This window comes from Saccharobesus litoralis (genome assembly GCF_003063625.1).
Taxonomy (GTDB): domain Bacteria; phylum Pseudomonadota; class Gammaproteobacteria; order Enterobacterales; family Alteromonadaceae; genus Saccharobesus; species Saccharobesus litoralis.
The window spans coordinates 3,233,551-3,251,707 of record NZ_CP026604.1; the positions used below are offsets into that span (position 1 = coordinate 3,233,551).

Below are 18,157 nucleotides of genomic sequence, written 5' to 3' on the forward strand. Positions count from 1 at the left end.
AGCGCTGATCTATTTATCTTTTTTCTGCTTGTTAACTTTTTAAGAGTTTATCTAATCTTTGCTTTAATTCATGTTTGCTTGCTTCTTTAAATCCCATTTTTTGATGTATCACTTGTCTATTTTGATCGTAGATAATTAGCATAGGTAAGCCTGATATATTGATAAATTGGTTTGTTTTATTATTGGGATCAAAGAAAATTGGCAATGCGTTTAAGTTATTATCGTCTAAAAACTTTAATGCTTGGCTGTTATCGATATCTAGGTTAATCGTGATAAAACGGATTTTTTCTTTTGGGTACTGATCAAATAGTGATAGGTAATACGGCAATGATTTGGCACAGGGTTTACACCAACTAGACCAAAAATCGAGAACAAGGTAGTCGCTATTAATTTGCCCCAGTTGAGTCTCTACAATATTCGTGTCGTAGGTGAGATGCCAAAGTGAACTGTTATTATGTTTATTTGCTATTAAAAGGTTGGCCAAATAAATACCACCTATAAATGCAAGTGCTAGCGCGATGACGTAATACAGGGTTATTTTCTTTTTATTCATACTAAACTGTTTTCGGGTGAGTGAGTTGGCAAAGCTTGGGGACTTTATTTAATAAGTTAGGGCAGTTGCCATTTTTAACTTTGCGCTTTCGACATTGTGAAACAGACCAGCTGACCGTACCAAAGTAGTCTTCAGCCATTGGCGCTTGTTGACAAAGGTCTTGTGAATACTGGCTGTTAATAAAGCATTGAGTGAGAAACTGGTCGTGTTCAGCGCTGCAAGTAGCATCTCGGCATTCACTTATTTTTTTGATCGCTTGTTCTAAGCAGTCGTTTTGATTTTTGCCTTTGGCAAATATTAATGCTTGTTGTTTTCCTTGTTCAACCGCTTGGCTAATATTTTCTTGGTTTTCAGAAAACCAAATTTGAAATGACAAGACAGTCAAAACAAAAAATAGGATACCGGCAGCGCAAATTAAATATAAAGGTTTGATATTGGGCATGTTATTGGTCGTCGATCAAAAGAGGTAAATTTTTTTCAGAGCCAAGCCATTTAACCGGTGTTGATTGGTTGTTTTTTTGAGTTTGCTCTAACGCTTGCCAATTGAACTCTTGTAGGTAACAACTGGAAAAGTGCTGTATTTCGTACTTTATCAGTTCATCATGAGTGAGATAATTATTGGCATTTAAATAGTGTCGTAAACTTAAACTGAGTGAATCTACTTTTTTATTGGCTAGGCATCGTAATACTCTAACATATGCTCCTATCGGGTTTGGATTGGAGACTAGGTTAATATCTAACAAACCTTGCTGAAGTTGTTGAAAATAGCCATTTTTATAACCGAGCTGTTCGGTTTGCATATCGAAAATAATGGCATCCCAGTTAAGTATGGTTGTATTGAGTAAGCTTTGTGGAGATTCCAGTTTAACAACTCCTTGCTTAAAAGCCCAAGTATTAGATAAAGCCCAAATATCCAACCACCATTTACTACATAGTAAACGATAACCTCCGAATTTATTTTTGGTCACTGGGTAAGTTTTGCTTAAATGCTGCATCAGCGTGTCGAGATCACTAGGTACACAATCTACGACGAAATCCAAATCAGAGTAAAAATTTCGGACGCCTTCTAATGCAATATCTCTAATTGCCCCACCAAATAAATAAACCTTGCCAATGTCGAGCAATTGGTTGGTTATTTCGCTAACTTGGCGGCGTCCTGTATTGTGCGAATAAAAAAAGCGCCGTAGGCGTTGGGTTAGTGCCGTACGGTTAACTGCTGTTTTAGCCATAGAGTGCTTTTAACTCGTCATGTACTTGGATTAAATAGTTATCCGTCATACCTGATATTGCATCGGTTAATAACTGTGCTTTTCGGTATGCAATTGGCATATGGGTGTCGCCTTGCTCAAATACACGTCGATAGTTTTCCGATATGCGTTGATAAGCATATTTACTAAATAAACTGGGGTGTTGGCCATTGTGCATATTTTCGATACCGTGCCACAACATGTCCATAATGTTGTGTATATAATTATTACCTTTTAGTTCTAATTCTAAGACACTTTTGTGGTTGTAGCCGTGAGCCCGATCAAACTGTTTCATTGAACGACAAAAATCTCGGGCTGGTGAACTGCTGATCAAGTCGTAACTTGGCGGCGCTTCACCTGATAATATAAAGTCTTTGTCTTCTATAAACTGGTTAATAGTGGCGTTGACTAATGCGGTTATGGCGTAAACGCGGAACATTTGCATTGATACATCATTAAGCTCTTTTGGTGACAAGCGTTCAGCCTTAAATTCACTATTTTTAACTTTTGCGTTCTTGGTGACCCAATTTGTGACAGGATCTTTTTCTCTGAGTGAATCTAAATGATCAATGATATCTGAAAATGAGGCAAAGCCCTTTTTTACGATATCTTCAGAATCGAGTACAGAGTAGGCTATGTCATCGCAGGCTTCCATAAGGTATGTGAATGGGTGACGTACATCTTGGTTTAACCCTGTTTCTTGCCAGATATCTTTTATAATATCGGTTTCTGATGCAAAGTAGCCGTGTTTTTTCCAATCCGTATCAGCTAAATGTTGGCTGTCGATGGGGTATTTAATCATTGATGCTAACGTGGCATAAGTTAAGTTCAAACCAAAACTATCGTTGAGCACCTGTAATTTTGTGACTAACCTGAATGTTTGCGCGTTACCATCAAAATTGACAAAGTCATGAGCTAATTTTGATTCAGTACCGAATATAGATTGTTGGTTTTTTCTAAACCATGCCTGTATAGCAGCTTCTCCTTGGTGGCCGAATGGCGGGTTACCTAAGTCATGAACTAAACCTATGGCAGAGAGAAGAGCAGGCACGCAGCGTATCATCATCATTTGGTCACAACCGTCGAAGATTGATTCTCCGTGTTCAAAGGCTAATCGCGTGCCAATACTACGTGCTAAGCTGGATACTTCATGGGAATGAGTTAAACGGTTACGCACACTGTCGTTCCGTTCCAGAGGGAATACTTGTGTTTTATCAGCCATTCTACGTGTTGGGGTCGCAAATAATATGCGATCATAATCACGCTCTAGCTCCACTCTGCCATTGGCCGAGTGAACCTGACTCGCTGTGCCAAACTTATCTTTACGCCTTTTGGGGTTCAAAAGGTTTTGCCATTGCAACATAATTTTCCCTCTGTGTATGCCGTCTTGAGCCATGTTAATTTTGTCGTTGCTTGAGTGCAAGTTCCTCCGTTAGTTTTTACAAGCGCTTTGAATGGATAAATAGTTCAATTAGATAAATAGGAATGATATTTTTTATTAAAATCCCCTTTGCTGCTTGTTAAATGCTTGAATGCATTTATATTTAATACATCAACGTGAACGGAATAATGTTAAATGACAGATAAAAAAGTGAGCCTTGGCTCTGAATCAGAATGGTGCTTCCGTTCTGAAACGACTACTTTACTTGCCCTATCAATTGCTCAAATTCATATGAGTTTGACTGAAGGGGATAACTCTATTAATACTCTGTCAGCTTCGTTTCAAGAATTAGCTAATATTTGTTTGAATGTAGAAAAACTGGCTAAAAATGATGAAAGCACATCTATGGCTTCTATTGTAGGTGAAGTTGAAAATATGTCAGGGCAAATTAATAGTGCTATTGTGGCATTCCAATTTTATGACCGCTTATGTCAGCGGATGGAGCATGTCGCCTCTAGTCTAGAAAACCTAGCTGAACTGTTGACTGACGACGGCAAGTTTATTGATGCTCAGGGTTGGCAAGCGCTTCGTGAGAAAATTAAACAACACTATACGATGAAAGAAGAGCATTTAATGTTTGAAAGTATCATGAAAGGTTCGAGCGCGCATGAAGCGATGGAAATTTACCGCCAGAGTTTATTAGAGTCAAAAGCCAATGAGGATGATGACATCGAACTCTTTTGATTTAACGATAAAGGTTGGTGATACATTGTCCTCTTTTTAGATAGCGGTAAGTGCTAGCTTTTTCTTTTTGCATTAAGGTCATGGTTTGCCCTTTGTAGTTTTTAATAAGCCAATGACCTAAACTGGAATTGCTTATTTTTATTTCATTGCCAATCAATTTATATTCACCGACAAGTTTTTTCGTTTGGCCTGGCACAAAAAATTCAATGCGATTGTGATTTTTAAATCGCCATTGTCGAGGACTGGTTACTGAACGTGGTGCGATTTTTTCTTTAGCTGTAGCATATTGGCACCAAAGCCCTTCAATTTTATACTCTCGATTGTTCTTGTTTTTGGTATCGTTCTTAAATTGGGCGGTATTAGAATGTGCTGATGGTGTTTGATAATGGCATGGTGTGTCTCTATATTCTGTTCGATTACCATTTTGACATTTATACACATTGGCAGTCGCAACTTGACCTGCAAGTAGTGCCATTAAGATAAGTAGTAATTTGAACTTGTGGTGAAAAAAACGGCTTATTTGCAATGTGTTTTACAGGTTTTAGGTCTTATTTAGACAAATTGAACAATATGATTTTATTTTAGCAGGAACTCAGTGCTAGATTAAAGCGGCTAGGTTTATACTTTAGGCAAGTTAACTTGTACACATAACCCTTTACTGGGCAAATTGTAAGCTAACACGTCTCCTTCCAGTCGAGCCACGGCTTTTTGAACTATAGCCAAACCTAGCCCAAAGCCCTGTGAATTTGTTTCTCCACGTTTAAATGGCTTAAATAAATCTTTTATTAACGTTTCTGGGATACCGCTACCTTCATCCATTACTTTTAATTGCCATTGAGTTTCCTGTTCTCTAATTTCAATGGTTATATCACTTTCCGTATGTTTAAGTGCATTGTTCATTAAATTTGTCAGAGTGATAATAAACAGCTGTTTGTCTATTTGCGTACTGCCTTCATCACCAAGCAGCTTTATGTTGCGATGAGGCCAAGTATATTGATAAGCATTGATTTCTTCGGCAGCTAGTTGCTTTAAATCGTGCTTTTCTTTCTTTTTAATTTCGTCACCGTGTTCCATACGAGCTAAAGATAACAACTCGTCAATCATATTGGTTAGATGCACAATATCTTTATCAATGCGAATTTGATTTTTTGTGCTCATTCCAGCTTGTTCAGCTATTTGAGCTGAAATTGCGTTTGCTACCTGCATGCGGGCTAATGGGGCTTTTAATTCATGGCTAACGTCATACAGTAATTGTTGTTTATCATTAATCAGATTGGCAATTTTATCTGACATGAAATTAATCGTAGTGGCTAGCTGCCCAATCTCGTCTTTTCTTTTGGTTAGCGTACTCGATACTCTGGCGTCCAAATCACCATCCGCTAATAGTGATATATGTTTTTTTAAACGCTTGATGGGTTGAGCGACCAATCCTGTAATAATAAAACTGAATAAACTAATGACGACTAAACTGATTATTAATCTATCATTAGAGAATTGCCGAGATAAGGTTTTAATAATTTCGCGATTGAGTGGAACTGGTACATAGCGGATTAAGAACTCTCTTCCCGAACCGGTATCTAATTTATATTCGGCAATGTTGGCCATTTGCGCTTGCGGAATACGGCCATACACTACTTTGCTTTTCGCTACCTCATATACATCGAGAAACTGAGTTAACTTTTGCTTCGCTTTAGGTACGCGACCGTTGTCTTCGTAACGTAAGACAATTGGCAAAATATTTCGCTCTAAGTAGCGCTCAAATTTTGCTTGTTGTTTTTCTTTCTCTAAGCTGAGTACAAACACCACCATAGTTGCGCCAATAATAACGAGGTTTGTTAACCATACTAGCGCAAATATTTTCCAAAAAAGGGTTTGTTTTGGCTTATCGATTAGGTTACGCATTGATACCCTTGACCACGAACAGTTTTAATAATGTCTTTATCAAACCCAGCTTGTTTTAATTTTTGCCTAACTCGGCTGACGTGTACATCAATACTTCTGTCGTAGGCCGTTAATTTTCTGTGTAATATTTTTTCTGTCAGTATCTCTTTGCTCAACAATTGTCCGGCATTTTTCATTAACTCGGCTAGTACAGAAAACTCAATACCGGTAAATTCAATCGGGGTGTCTAGGAAATGACACGTTAGCATGCCAAGATCTAATTTTATACCGTGCAAGTCTATTTTGTTATGAGTTGCGGCTGGCTCGGGTGTTGCTTTATGTCGACGGACAACAGCTTGGATCCGAGCCATTAATTCACGTGGGTTGCATGGTTTAGCTACATAATCATCCGCACCCATTTCTAAACCTATTATTCGGTCTATTTCATCACCTCGCCCAGTCAGCATAATAACTGGCGTATCAGTATGACTACGAATAGCAGGAAGCAGTTGCAGGCCACTTAACCCCGGCATCATTATATCAAGCACCATAATGTCAGAGCGTTGACCAGAACTTAGTGCGTTGAGTAAAGGTTGGCCGCTATTAAAAGACTGTACGTTATAGTCATTCGCAGATAAATATTCAGTTAGTAATTCTGTTAGTCTTTCGTCGTCGTCGATTAGCCAAACTTTAATAGTAGATGTTGTCATTATTAATATTTTCCTGTTACTGGTTTCAGCAAATGCAAAGCTGACTTGTTTGCATATAAAGTGTAACGTTTGCTGAAGGTTACGCCAATAAATTAGATGAGCTCTAAATGCAGAAATTAAGCTTATATTTGTCGAAACTGAAACAATGATATTCTGCAATTTAAGCGATCAAATAAGGCTTAAGTTGCCGTAAGTGTGGCATAGCCTCGCGCTAATAATTGTTAGAAAAGTGTAAAGTAAGGTAAATGCTTATGCAGCTTTATAGTAATTGAGTATCAAAAATACATAAATTTATATTGAATAATGCATATCTTCAGCTGAAGTCGAATCGGTGGAGTATTTAACTTCGACTTTAGTTCCGTTATCAGAGTATGCAATACTTTGGCAGAGCTCACCAATTAAGCTAATGCCTCGACCATGCTGGTTGTCTAGGTGGTTTTCTTTATTTACTGATCCACAGTTAAAACCTTTGCCAGTGTCTTTTACTATAAAGCAAACTAAGTGCTCATCAGGGTCGTATGACGCGGTTAAGGTGACTTGCCCGCTGGTAAGGTTGTCTAATGCTTCCTGACGTTGCATGTAATAGTTAAAAAATCCGTCTTCACCGTCTTTTAGCTTAGAGTCAAGGTTAAGTAAACCGTGGTCAACGGCATTATTGTATAATTCAGCTAAGACCAAAAATAATGTTGATCTATGCTTCGTCATACCTTTAATACCAGAGATCATATCAAGGATATGAGAGACTGGATCGGTTTCTCTTATATGATCAGGGCAAACGTTTAATGTAAACTGCCAAGGCAATGGCGCGAGCTTTTCTTCTGGATCGCGATATTCATCTTCAATTGGCAAGCAGTTTACTTGACACATTGATACATCGTCTTGCTGTTCAATATCTCCGCAAAACGCTCTTAAGGTTTCTATTACATCACTTATATTAGCCTCAGGATTGCTTTGGTATAGTGACTCTAAGCGCTCCTGACCAAACATAACATCACGCGCGTTATGCGCTTCGATAACACCATCAGTAAAGGCGATTAATTTATCTAGTGGGTGAACTTCAAAATTGTATGAATCAATATCAAACTCATCATCCTCTAAAATCCCTAATGCCATGTGTTGAGAGGGAATGCGTTGCTTGATGCCACTTTCTTTGTTGATTAGCAGTACATCAGGCATGCCTCCGCTCCAAACGGATAATGCTTTGCCGTGACTTGAAAGTTCAATGATGCAAGCCGCGCAAAACATATCGTCTGGCAATAAGCGAAGCAATTGCGAGTTAATTTCTTTGGCTATATCTCCAACCGCTAACCCTTTCGCTGTCATTGCAAAAAATGTTTGCGCAGTTGGTAACGCTCCAACTGCAGCGGCTAAACCATGCCCCGTAAAGTCGCCGAGTAAAATATAAGAACCACCCATAGGTGAACGATTGGCTAAGAAAAGGTCACCGTTAAACATGGACGCAGGAGAAAGGTGATAGTCGACTATATTTTCAACAAAATTATTGTTGTTTAGTGCATTTGAAAATATATGCTCAACTATAAGGTGTTCGCGTTCGGTTTGGTTTTGATGGTAAAGAAGTGTTTTATTTTGTTCAGTAACGCTTTGAGATAGTTCGCGGTTACGTTGATGAGCGCGGATTTTAGCGGTTAGAATGACCTTATCGAATGGTTTAGCTAAAAAGTCATCTCCACCGACTTCTAAACACTTAAGCATGGATTTTTGATCATCTAATGCCGTGATAAAAATAATCGGTAAATGTATGTCACCCGCTTTTTGCTTTAATAACGGCGCTGTTTCATAACCGTCCATTACAGGCATGACAACATCAAGTAATACGATATCAGGTTGAACATCATCAAAAATATCAATGGCTACTTTACCATGTTCGGCAAGTATTACCTCATATCCTTCCGATTCCAACATAAACTGCAACATGGTGCGGTTTAGATCTTGGTCATCGACAACCAAAATACGCATACTTAATTTTTCCTTTCAGCCATACAAATGATTAGTTGAATTAATCAATCTCAAATTTTTTGTCGAAGCGAGAAATCTGTAGAATTTTCTTGATTTGTGGCCGGCAATTGGCAATTCGAATACCCGATACTTTACTACCTAGATTCTTTTGCATGTTGAGTAACATCCCTAAAGCGGAAGAATCCATATATTCAGTTTCGCGTAAATCAATAATGACTTTTGGCGAACTATCCCCTATATCGGCATAAGCAGCGCGAAAATCTTGAACTAAGTTGAAGTCAAACTTACCTTTAATTTGAATAGTAAAAGTAGAGCCGTCTGCAGCTAAGCTTTTGGTCAAACTCATTTTTTTTTCCTCGTAGACATAGCCTGTTAAATGCGCATTAATCACTAATATAGCTGGAAATAATTATATTTCGCTATTGCTGTTACATTAAAAAGCAAAAAGTTTAGGGTATCTGCTCATTTTTTCGATTAAAACTAACAGTGTTATTCATATTTTTAACTTATTTAGTCAGAACTGCAAAGTTAATTTTTATTGTAATTTCAATTTACTATAGCTGAATTCCCTGATCTTGACACCTATATTGAAGCTAAATGCGAGGTGAGTGTGATTACTTAATTAATTTCACTGTATCTTAGTCCTTTTTGTTGAGACAGTTTGTTCAAGGTGCTAGAATGCGCCGCCCTTTTTTCAGGGTTAGTGTTATTTTTGGTCGCGAAAATAACAAGTCTATAATTATTAAATTGGAGAATTGCAAATGGCAATTTATGAATTAAATGCAGCTGTACGTACAGAGTTAGGGAAAGGTGCGAGCCGCCGCCTACGTCATGCTGATAAAGTACCAGCTGTATTATACGGTGGTGAAAAAGATGCTGTTTCATTAACACTTGAGCATAACAAAGTTGCTCAAGCAGCTGAGTTTGAAGGCTTTTACTCACACATTTTAACGCTTAACGTTGATGGTGAAAAAGTTGAAGCACTTTTAAAAGATATTCAGCGTCATCCTTTCAAGCCGAAAATTATGCATTTAGATTTTCAGCGTGTAGATGCAAATCATAAAGTACACACGTCTGTACCAATTCACTTCATTAACGAAGAAGGCGCTCCTGCAGTTAAAGCAGGTGGTGTTATCGCGCATCATGCAAACGAAATTGAAGTGACTTGTTTACCTAAAGATTTACCAGAGTTCATCGAAGTTGACGTGGCTAAGGTAGAATTAGGTCAAACATTACATTTATCTGACGTTGTATTACCTGGTGGTGTATCTTCAGTTGAACTTGCAAAAGGTGAAAGCCATGATGTTGCAGTTGTAACGATTGATAAGCCTAAAGGTGCTGCAGAAGAGTCAGACGAAGACGCTGCTGAATAAGTAGTTGATTCGACATGGCTGAATTTGCCAAACTTATTGTGGGCCTGGGTAATCCAGGCTCAGAATATCAAAATACCCGTCATAACGCTGGCGAGTGGTATGTTCGCCAACTCGCGAAAGATCATAACGCCTTACTTAAAGTAGAGCCAAAACATCATGGCTTAGTCTCTCGTATTACATTACAAGGCAGAGACGTTCGTTTATTAATCCCAACTACTTTCATGAATCGCAGTGGACAAGCTGTATCTAGCCTTGCCCAGTTTTATAAAATTTCACCGGAAGAGATCCTAGTCGCTCATGATGAAATGGCAATTGATCCAGGAGTCGCTAAGTTTAAGCGCGGTGGAGGTCATGCCGGTCATAATGGATTGAGAGATATAATTAGTTGCTTAGGAAATAATAAAAACTTTTTACGCTTGCGTATAGGTATAGGGCACCCCGGTGATAAAAATCGCGTATCGGGGTTCGTTTTAGGTAAAGCTTCTCAATCAGAACAAAATTTAATTGATGCGGCTATTGATGAGTCATTACGTTGTACAGATATTTGGTATAAACAAGATCTGTCAAAAGCAATGAATAGATTGCATTCGTTTAAAGGTTAAATTATAGGACACAAAATTATGGGTTTTAAATGTGGTATTGTTGGTTTACCAAATGTAGGTAAATCCACTTTATTTAATGCATTAACTAAAGCTGGTATCGAAGCAGCAAACTTTCCGTTTTGTACAATTGAACCTAATACAGGGGTAGTACCAGTTCCGGATACGCGTCTTAATGCATTAGCTGACATCGTAAACCCGCAAAAAATATTGCCTACAACAATGGAATTTGTTGATATAGCCGGATTAGTGGCAGGTGCATCTAAAGGTGAAGGTTTAGGCAACCAATTCTTAGCTAATATTCGCGAAACTGATGCCATTGGTCATGTAGTTCGTTGCTTTGAAAATGAAAATATCGTTCATGTTGCAGGGCAAGTTGATCCGTCTGAGGACATAGATGTTATAAACACTGAACTTGCTTTATCGGATTTAGATACCGCTGAGCGTGCTATTCATCGTCAAAGTAAGCGAGCTAAAGGTGGTGATAAGGATGCTAAGTTTGAAGTTCAGGTGCTTGAAAAAATTAAACCCACATTAGATGAAGGTTTAATGCTGAGAACGTTAGAATTAAGTAAAGAAGAATTAGAAGCAATTAGCTATCTAAACTTTTTAACGCTTAAACCGACGATGTATATTGCAAACGTTAATGAAGATGGCTTTGACGATAATCCTTATCTTGATAAAGTTCGAGAGATTGCAGCTGAAGAAAATGCCGTTGTGGTCGCAGTTTGCGCAGCAATAGAAGCTGAAATTGCTGAATTAGATGACGAAGAGCGCGATGAATTTTTAGAAGACTTAGGTATTGAAGAGCCAGGTCTAAATCGTGTGATCAGGGCAGGCTATGAATTACTCAATTTACATACCTACTTCACTGCTGGTGTGAAAGAGGTAAGAGCTTGGACAATACCCGTTAACTCTACAGCACCACAAGCCGCTGGAAAAATCCACACTGACTTTGAAAAAGGATTTATTCGAGCTGAAGTGATAGGTTATGACGAATATGTTGAATTTAAAGGTGAAGCAGGTGCTAAAGACGCTGGTAAATGGCGTTTAGAAGGGAAAGACTATATAGTTAAAGACGGCGATGTCATCCACTTCCGTTTTAATGTTTAGTTAAGATTACTGTTAACGGACATAAAAAAACTCGCCACGGCGAGTTTTTTTAATTTTAAAAGCTCTATCTAATTAGATCATTCAGTTGCTAATTTTGCATCATCCTGCTGTTGAGGTGCTGGTCGATCTTTTGCTTCACGAACTTTAAGCGTACGTTGTTGAAATTCAGCGTCATTTAATGCACTAATGGCATTCTCAGCGTCTTTTTCAGCAATTTCAACAAAACCAAAGCCTTTACGTTTACCAGTGTTTCTGTCTCTCATTAATCTAACTGATACGACCTTAGCGTGTTTACTAAATAGCTCTCTTACTGCGGCTTCATTGGCGCGATAAGGTAAGTTTCCAACATATAATGTTTTTGATGCACCTTTGTAAACCTGAGGAGAGTCAGTACTATCTGAATCTGAACTGCTAGGTATAAAGGACACTATAAAGCCACCAATTAAAACACCTGCAGCTAAAGCAATATTTGTTTCTAATTGCAAACCTAACACAGGCAATAAAATAAATACAACGACAGCTAAAATAACTGTAACTGCTAATTGTTTAGTAATATTTGACATAAATTTAATCCCAGAAGCGGAAATTTTAATTCTCATTAATTGAAAAGATAAGCTAACCAACAGACTTAATAAATGATTTGAGTATAAGAAAAGACTCATTAAATAAGTAGCTAACAGTCGATTAGTATAAATAATGAGCATTTAAGAGTAAATCTAAAAAAACTATTATTTTTTACTAATTTTTAGTTGACCTAATTAAATTCCTCCCTATAATGCGCCCCCACAAACGAGGCGGCCTCAACAAGAGTTGAAACCAAATCGACAAGGTTAAAATTAATTTTAAATGTTTTGAAAATTAAAGTTGACTTTGAAAAATAAGGGCGTATTATTCGCGTCCCGCTTTGAGAGGAATGCCTCACAAAGCAGTCGAAACAAATCGGTTTATTCCCAAAGGTTTCGGCAAGTTCTTTAACAATTTGGTAGCTTACTTATCTGTGTGGGCACTCGTAAATATTCAGGTATAAAAAATTACTTGATGAAGAATGAGTGACTTATACAGTCTTAAAACTTGCTTCAACGACTTTGGTTGTTGAGTAAAAAATCAGAATTCATTGAGACCCAGATTTACTTTTTTGAAGAGTTTGATCATGGCTCAGATTGAACGCTGGCGGCAGGCCTAACACATGCAAGTCGAGCGGTAACATTTCTAGCTTGCTAGAAGATGACGAGCGGCGGACGGGTGAGTAATGCTTGGGGATGTGCCTTAAGGTGGAGGATAACCATTGGAAACGATGGCTAATACTGCATAGAATCTTCGGATTAAAGGGGGCTTTTAGCTCTCGCCTTTAGATCAACCCAAGTGGGATTAGCTTGTTGGTGAGGTAATGGCTCACCAAGGCGACGATCCCTAGCTGGTCTGAGAGGATGATCAGCCACACTGGAACTGAGACACGGTCCAGACTCCTACGGGAGGCAGCAGTGGGGAATATTGCACAATGGGGGAAACCCTGATGCAGCCATGCCGCGTGTGTGAAGAAGGCCTTAGGGTTGTAAAGCACTTTCAGTTGTGAGGAAAGTTGTGCGGTTAATACCCGTATGATGTGACGTTAGCAACAGAAGAAGCACCGGCTAACTCCGTGCCAGCAGCCGCGGTAATACGGAGGGTGCGAGCGTTAATCGGAATTACTGGGCGTAAAGCGAGCGTAGGCGGCTAGATAAGTTGGATGTGAAAAACCGGGGCTTAACCTCGGCCGTGCATTCAAAACTGTCTGGCTAGAGTCCTGTAGAGGGGGGTAGAATTTCAGGTGTAGCGGTGAAATGCGTAGAGATCTGAAGGAATACCAGTGGCGAAGGCGGCCCCCTGGACAGTGACTGACGCTGAGGTTCGAAAGCGTGGGTAGCGAACAGGATTAGATACCCTGGTAGTCCACGCCGTAAACGATGTCTACTAGCTGTTTGTGTTCTTGAAACGTGAGTGGCGCAGCTAACGCACTAAGTAGACCGCCTGGGGAGTACGGTCGCAAGATTAAAACTCAAATGAATTGACGGGGGCCCGCACAAGCGGTGGAGCATGTGGTTTAATTCGATGCAACGCGAAGAACCTTACCATCCCTTGACATCCTACGAAATTAGCAGAGATGCTTTTGTGCCTTCGGGAGCGTAGAGACAGGTGCTGCATGGCTGTCGTCAGCTCGTGTTGTGAAATGTTGGGTTAAGTCCCGCAACGAGCGCAACCCTTATCCTTAGTTGCCAGCGATTCGGTCGGGAACTCTAAGGAGACTGCCGGTGACAAACCGGAGGAAGGTGGGGACGACGTCAAGTCATCATGGCCCTTACGGGATGGGCTACACACGTGCTACAATGGACGGTACAGAGGGTGGCGAGCCAGCGATGGTTAGCGAATCCCTTAAAGCCGTTCGTAGTCCGGATTGGGGTCTGCAACTCGACCCCATGAAGTCGGAATCGCTAGTAATCGCAGATCAGAATGCTGCGGTGAATACGTTCCCGGGCCTTGTACACACCGCCCGTCACACCATGGGAGTGGGCTGCACCAGAAGTGGATAGCTTAATAATGGGCGTTCACCACGGTGTGGTTCATGACTGGGGTGAAGTCGTAACAAGGTAGCCCTAGGGGAACCTGGGGCTGGATCACCTCCTTACCTAAGACTTGAAATTTACTGAGTGTTCACACAGATAAGAAGTTACCAAAGTGGTTGAAGAGAGAGTCATTCGGCTGAGTGCCGAGGCTGAAGATTTAGGTCTGTAGCTCAGCTGGTTAGAGCGCACCCCTGATAAGGGTGAGGTCGGCAGTTCAAGTCTGCCCAGACCTACCAAAATCTCTTGTATACTGCGTTGTTTGAATCGTCGTTTAGTGAACTAAACGTCCTCATCAAACGCCTTGTCTACAAAAGATTTAAATCTAAAGTTAAAAAGACTCGCAACTGTTTTTAGATAGTTGATCTATCGGGAAAATGGGGCTATAGCTCAGCTGGGAGAGCGCCTGCCTTGCACGCAGGAGGTCAGCAGTTCGATCCTGCTTAGCTCCACCAACTCCTTTCTTAGGGATTGGTCATGGAAATAAAAACACATTAACTCTACACAAGAAACCAAACCTAATCGATTGATAGGTTCAGTAATGAATTTACCTCGTTTGATTATGTTTGGTTTTTTATTGTCGATTTTTCATTGTGAAGGTCGATATCTTACGAAAGTAAGCAACCAAATGTTCTTTAACAATTAGGCAAAAGTAATAAGTTCATCCATATAGTGAATTTAGTATTCAAAATTTAATAGGCGCGTGAAAGTGTCATTTTGATTTATACGATTTGAATAATCGAAAGGTTATTTCGGGTTGTATGGTTAAGTGACTAAGCGTACACGGTGGATGCCTTGGCAGTTAGAGGCGATGAAGGACGTGTTAATCTGCGATAAGCCTGGACGAGTTGATAAAACGCGTTGAGTCCAGGATTTCCGAATGGGGCAACCCACTCTTAGGAGTATCTTGCACTGAATACATAGGTGTAAGAGGCGAACCCGGAGAACTGAAACATCTAAGTACCCGGAGGAAAAGAAATCAATTGAGATACCCTTAGTAGCGGCGAGCGAACGGGGTTCAGCCGAGATATTACACTTCAGCAGAACATTCTGGAAAGTTTGACCATAGTAGGTGATAGTCCTGTATGCGAAAAAGTGTAATGTCCATATTAAGTAGGTCGGGACACGTGATATCTTGACTGAAGATGGGGGGACCATCCTCCAAGGCTAAATACTCCTAACTGACCGATAGTGAACCAGTACCGTGAGGGAAAGGCGAAAAGAACCCCTGTGAGGGGAGTGAAATAGAACCTGAAACCGTGTACGTACAAGCAGTGGGAGCAACTTCGTGTTGTGACTGCGTACCTTTTGTATAATGGGTCAGCGACTTATATTCAGTAGCAAGGTTAACCGTTTAGGGGAGCCGTAGCGAAAGCGAGTGTTAACTGCGCGTTGAGTTGCTGGGTATAGACCCGAAACCCGGCGATCTACCCATGGGCAGGTTGAAGGTTGAGTAACATCAACTGGAGGACCGAACCCACTAACGTTGAAAAGTTAGGGGATGACCTGTGGGTCGGAGTGAAAGGCTAATCAAGCCGGGAGATAGCTGGTTCTCCCCGAAATCTATTTAGGTAGAGCCTCGGACGAATACCATTGGGGGTAGAGCACTGTTAAGGCTAGGGGGTCATCCCGACTTACCAACCCTTTGCAAACTCCGAATACCAATGAGTACTATCCGGGAGACACACGACGGGTGCTAACGTCCGCCGTGAAGAGGGCAACAACCCAGACCGCCAGCTAAGGTCCCAAAGTCATAGTTAAGTGGGAAACGATGTGGAAAGGCATAGACAGCCAGGAGGTTGGCTTAGAAGCAGCCACCCTTTAAAGAAAGCGTAATAGCTCACTGGTCGAGTCGGTCTGCGCGGAAGATGTAACGGGGCTAAACTATGCACCGAAGCTGCGGCTACATGCTTTGCATGTGGGGTAGGGGAGCGTTCTGTAAGCTGTTGAAGGTGAGTTGTAAAGCTTGCTGGAGGTATCAGAAGTGCGAATGCTGACATGAGTAACGATAATGGGGGTGAAAAACCTCCACGCCGAAAGACCAAGGTTTCCTATCCCATGCTAATCAGGGTAGGGTAAGCCGGCCCCTAAGGCGAGGCCGAATGGCGTAGTCGATGGGAAACGGGTTAATATTCCCGTGCTTGAATATATTGCGATGTGGGGACGGAGAAGGCTAATTCATCGTGGCGTTGGTAGTCCACGTGAAAGTATGTAGGCTGGAAAACTAGGCAAATCCGGTTTTCTAAGGCTGAGATACGAGACGAGACTCTACGGAGTTGAAGTGAATGATGCCATGCTTCCAGGAAAATCCGCTAAGCTTCAGATATATTCGAACCGTACTCCAAACCGACACAGGTGGTCAGGTAGAGAATACTAAGGCGCTTGAGAGAACTCGGGTGAAGGAACTAGGCAAAATAGTACCGTAACTTCGGGAGAAGGTACGCTGTTGTTTGTTAAGCCTTTACGGTGTAAGCGAACGACAGTCGCAGTGACCAGGTGGCTGGAACTGTTTATTAAAAACACAGCACTGTGCAAAATCGCAAGATGACGTATACGGTGTGACACCTGCCCGGTGCCGGAAGGTTAATTGATGGGGTTATCTTCGGAGAAGCTCTTGATCGAAGCCCCGGTAAACGGCGGCCGTAACTATAACGGTCCTAAGGTAGCGAAATTCCTTGTCGGGTAAGTTCCGACCTGCACGAATGGTGTAATCATGGCCACGCTGTCTCCACCCGAGACTCAGTGAAATTGAAATCGCAGTGAAGATGCTGTGTACCCGCGGCTAGACGGAAAGACCCCGTGAACCTTTACTACAGCTTGGCAGTGAACATTGAGCCTACATGTGTAGGATAGGTGGGAGGCTTTGAAGCAGTGTCGCCAGATATTGTGGAGCCATCCTTGAAATACCACCCTTGTATGTTTGATGTTCTAACCTCGTTCCCTGAATCGGGAATAGGGACACTGCCTGGTGGGTAGTTTGACTGGGGCGGTCTCCTCCCAAATAGTAACGGAGGAGCACGAAGGTTGACTAAGTACGGTCGGACATCGTACGGTTAGTGCAATGGCAGAAGTCAGCTTAACTGCGAGACAGACACGTCGAGCAGGTGCGAAAGCAGGTCATAGTGATCCGGTGGTTCTGAATGGAAGGGCCATCGCTCAACGGATAAAAGGTACTCCGGGGATAACAGGCTGATACCGCCCAAGAGTTCATATCGACGGCGGTGTTTGGCACCTCGATGTCGGCTCATCACATCCTGGGGCTGAAGTCGGTCCCAAGGGTATGGCTGTTCGCCATTTAAAGTGGTACGCGAGCTGGGTTTAGAACGTCGTGAGACAGTTCGGTCCCTATCTGCCGTGGGCGTTTGAGAATTGAGAGGGGCTGCTCCTAGTACGAGAGGACCGGAGTGGACGAACCTCTGGTGTTCCGGTTGTATTGCCAAGTGCACTGCCGGGTAGCTATGTTCGGAATCGATAACCGCTGAAAGCATCTAAGCGGGAAGCGAGCCTCGAGATGAGTTCTCACTGGACTTTAAGTCCCTAAAGGGTTGTTGGAGACTACAACGTTGATAGGCAGGGTGTGTAAGAGTTGTGAGGCTTTGAGCTAACCTGTACTAATTGCCCGTGAGGCTTAACCATACAACGCCGAAGTGGCTTTGTGTGAGATGACACTAAAGACCCTATTAATAAATACTAAACGAACTATAAAGAACGAACTTATTACAAGCCTAATTGGTATTTAACTCAAGAGTTGAATACATAACAGTTTATGCCTGACGGCGATAGCATTGCGGAACCACCTGACTCCATCTCGAACTCAGAAGTGAAACGCAATTGCGGCGATGGTAGTGTGGGAGGTCCCATGTGAGAGTAGCACACTGTCAGGCTCTTATTCCAAAAGAAGCCCTTAGCGTTAGCTAAGGGCTTTTTGCGTTCAGGCTAAAACTATACCGAGGTAGGCGAGCATTTATGCTTGCAAGCTCTA

General features: G+C 41.3%; 14 protein-coding genes, 2 tRNA genes and 3 rRNA genes. 9 read left to right on the plus strand and 10 right to left on the minus strand.

Annotated features, from left to right (window positions below):
• Nucleotides 1-31: 31 nt before the first annotated feature.
• The 4 genes from C2869_RS11495 to dgt are packed head-to-tail and all read right to left on the minus strand — an operon-like array spanning nt 32 to nt 3,223.
• On the minus strand, nt 32-553 hold the full coding sequence (locus C2869_RS11495; protein ID WP_108603073.1) for a TlpA family protein disulfide reductase: 522 nt from the start codon (nt 551-553) through the stop codon (nt 32-34).
• A gap of 1 nt (nt 554) precedes the next feature.
• Complete coding sequence (locus C2869_RS11500; RefSeq protein ID WP_108603074.1) at nt 555-995, minus strand: hypothetical protein; 441 nt, start codon at nt 993-995, stop codon at nt 555-557.
• A gap of 1 nt (nt 996) precedes the next feature.
• Nucleotides 997-1,782 carry a hypothetical protein gene (locus tag C2869_RS11505; protein WP_108603075.1) on the minus strand — a complete coding sequence of 262 codons (786 nt, stop codon included), beginning with the start codon at nt 1,780-1,782 and terminating at the stop codon, nt 997-999.
• Nucleotides 1,775-3,223, minus strand: a complete 1,449-nt coding sequence (gene dgt / locus C2869_RS11510; RefSeq protein WP_228710656.1) for a dGTP triphosphohydrolase — start codon at nt 3,221-3,223, stop codon at nt 1,775-1,777. Before dgt ends, C2869_RS11505 begins: the two co-directional genes overlap by 8 nt.
• Nucleotides 3,224-3,376: 153 nt before the next feature.
• Between dgt and C2869_RS11515 the strand changes: the two genes are divergently transcribed.
• Nucleotides 3,377-3,925, plus strand: a complete 549-nt coding sequence (locus C2869_RS11515; protein WP_108603077.1) for a hypothetical protein — start codon at nt 3,377-3,379, stop codon at nt 3,923-3,925.
• Nucleotide 3,926: 1 nt separating this feature from the next.
• Here the strand turns inward: C2869_RS11515 and C2869_RS11520 are convergent, their stop codons facing one another.
• From C2869_RS11520 to C2869_RS11540, 5 genes are all read right to left on the minus strand, one after another.
• On the minus strand, nt 3,927-4,400 hold the full coding sequence (locus C2869_RS11520) for a DUF4124 domain-containing protein (RefSeq protein WP_108603078.1): 474 nt from the start codon (nt 4,398-4,400) through the stop codon (nt 3,927-3,929).
• A gap of 143 nt (nt 4,401-4,543) precedes the next feature.
• A complete protein-coding gene (locus C2869_RS11525) occupies nt 4,544-5,827 on the minus strand; it encodes a sensor histidine kinase (RefSeq protein ID WP_108603079.1) in 1,284 nt (427 codons plus the stop codon).
• Nucleotides 5,815-6,516, minus strand: a complete 702-nt coding sequence (locus tag C2869_RS11530) for a response regulator transcription factor (protein WP_108603080.1) — start codon at nt 6,514-6,516, stop codon at nt 5,815-5,817. Before C2869_RS11530 ends, C2869_RS11525 begins: the two co-directional genes overlap by 13 nt.
• 291 nt (nt 6,517-6,807) lie before the next feature.
• The gene (locus C2869_RS11535; RefSeq protein ID WP_108603081.1) at nt 6,808-8,493 is read right to left on the minus strand and encodes an ATP-binding SpoIIE family protein phosphatase; all 1,686 of its coding nucleotides are present in this window, start codon (nt 8,491-8,493) and stop codon (nt 6,808-6,810) included.
• A 40-nt stretch (nt 8,494-8,533) separates the two neighbouring features.
• Nucleotides 8,534-8,839: an STAS domain-containing protein gene (locus tag C2869_RS11540; protein ID WP_108605038.1), complete on the minus strand. Its 306-nt coding sequence runs from the start codon at nt 8,837-8,839 to the stop codon at nt 8,534-8,536.
• 409 nt (nt 8,840-9,248) lie between these two features.
• On the opposite strand from C2869_RS11540, the gene C2869_RS11545 reads away from it, so the two are divergent.
• Genes C2869_RS11545 through ychF form a run of 3 tightly spaced genes read left to right on the plus strand, consistent with a single transcriptional unit; the run spans nt 9,249 to nt 11,578 of the window.
• Nucleotides 9,249-9,866 (plus strand): 50S ribosomal protein L25/general stress protein Ctc, encoded by a 618-nt coding sequence (locus C2869_RS11545; RefSeq protein WP_108603082.1) that lies wholly within the window; start codon nt 9,249-9,251, stop codon nt 9,864-9,866.
• A gap of 14 nt (nt 9,867-9,880) precedes the next feature.
• Nucleotides 9,881-10,468, plus strand: a complete 588-nt coding sequence (gene pth / locus C2869_RS11550; protein WP_108603083.1) for an aminoacyl-tRNA hydrolase — start codon at nt 9,881-9,883, stop codon at nt 10,466-10,468.
• Nucleotides 10,469-10,486: 18 nt separating this feature from the next.
• The gene (gene ychF / locus C2869_RS11555) at nt 10,487-11,578 is read left to right on the plus strand and encodes a redox-regulated ATPase YchF (RefSeq protein WP_108603084.1); all 1,092 of its coding nucleotides are present in this window, start codon (nt 10,487-10,489) and stop codon (nt 11,576-11,578) included.
• 77 nt (nt 11,579-11,655) lie between these two features.
• On the opposite strand, the gene C2869_RS11560 is transcribed toward ychF, so the two are convergent.
• Complete coding sequence (locus C2869_RS11560) at nt 11,656-12,141, minus strand: RNA recognition motif domain-containing protein (protein WP_108605039.1); 486 nt, start codon at nt 12,139-12,141, stop codon at nt 11,656-11,658.
• 569 nt (nt 12,142-12,710) lie between these two features.
• Here C2869_RS11560 and C2869_RS11565 point away from each other — a divergent pair.
• The 5 genes from C2869_RS11565 to rrf all read left to right on the plus strand — a co-directional run bounded on the left by C2869_RS11565 (nt 12,711) and on the right by rrf (nt 18,059).
• Nucleotides 12,711-14,240: ribosomal RNA gene (locus C2869_RS11565) — 16S ribosomal RNA — on the plus strand.
• Nucleotides 14,241-14,337: 97 nt separating this feature from the next.
• Nucleotides 14,338-14,414: transfer RNA gene (locus C2869_RS11570), tRNA-Ile, on the plus strand.
• A gap of 140 nt (nt 14,415-14,554) precedes the next feature.
• Nucleotides 14,555-14,630: transfer RNA gene (locus tag C2869_RS11575), tRNA-Ala, on the plus strand.
• A gap of 308 nt (nt 14,631-14,938) precedes the next feature.
• A 23S ribosomal RNA gene (locus C2869_RS11580) occupies nt 14,939-17,811 on the plus strand.
• Nucleotides 17,812-17,944: 133 nt separating this feature from the next.
• Nucleotides 17,945-18,059: ribosomal RNA gene (rrf, locus tag C2869_RS11585) — 5S ribosomal RNA — on the plus strand.
• Together the 16S, 23S and 5S rRNA genes with 2 tRNA genes alongside form the textbook arrangement of a ribosomal RNA operon.
• The last annotated feature ends 98 nt before the right edge of the window (nt 18,060-18,157 follow it).

Coding starts and splice junctions, on each gene's coding strand:
- C2869_RS11495 (WP_108603073.1), bottom strand. CDS start 553: ATGAATAAAAAGAAAATAACCCTGTATTACGTCATCGCGCTAGCACTT.
- C2869_RS11500 (WP_108603074.1), bottom strand. CDS start 995: ATGCCCAATATCAAACCTTTATATTTAATTTGCGCTGCCGGTATCCTA.
- C2869_RS11505 (WP_108603075.1), bottom strand. CDS start 1,782: ATGGCTAAAACAGCAGTTAACCGTACGGCACTAACCCAACGCCTACGG.
- C2869_RS11515 (WP_108603077.1), top strand. CDS start 3,377: ATGACAGATAAAAAAGTGAGCCTTGGCTCTGAATCAGAATGGTGCTTC.
- C2869_RS11520 (WP_108603078.1), bottom strand. CDS start 4,400: ATGGCACTACTTGCAGGTCAAGTTGCGACTGCCAATGTGTATAAATGT.
- C2869_RS11525 (WP_108603079.1), bottom strand. CDS start 5,827: ATGCGTAACCTAATCGATAAGCCAAAACAAACCCTTTTTTGGAAAATA.
- C2869_RS11530 (WP_108603080.1), bottom strand. CDS start 6,516: ATGACAACATCTACTATTAAAGTTTGGCTAATCGACGACGACGAAAGA.
- C2869_RS11535 (WP_108603081.1), bottom strand. CDS start 8,493: ATGCGTATTTTGGTTGTCGATGACCAAGATCTAAACCGCACCATGTTG.
- C2869_RS11540 (WP_108605038.1), bottom strand. CDS start 8,839: ATGAGTTTGACCAAAAGCTTAGCTGCAGACGGCTCTACTTTTACTATT.
- pth (WP_108603083.1), top strand. CDS start 9,881: ATGGCTGAATTTGCCAAACTTATTGTGGGCCTGGGTAATCCAGGCTCA.
- ychF (WP_108603084.1), top strand. CDS start 10,487: ATGGGTTTTAAATGTGGTATTGTTGGTTTACCAAATGTAGGTAAATCC.
- C2869_RS11560 (WP_108605039.1), bottom strand. CDS start 12,141: ATGTCAAATATTACTAAACAATTAGCAGTTACAGTTATTTTAGCTGTC.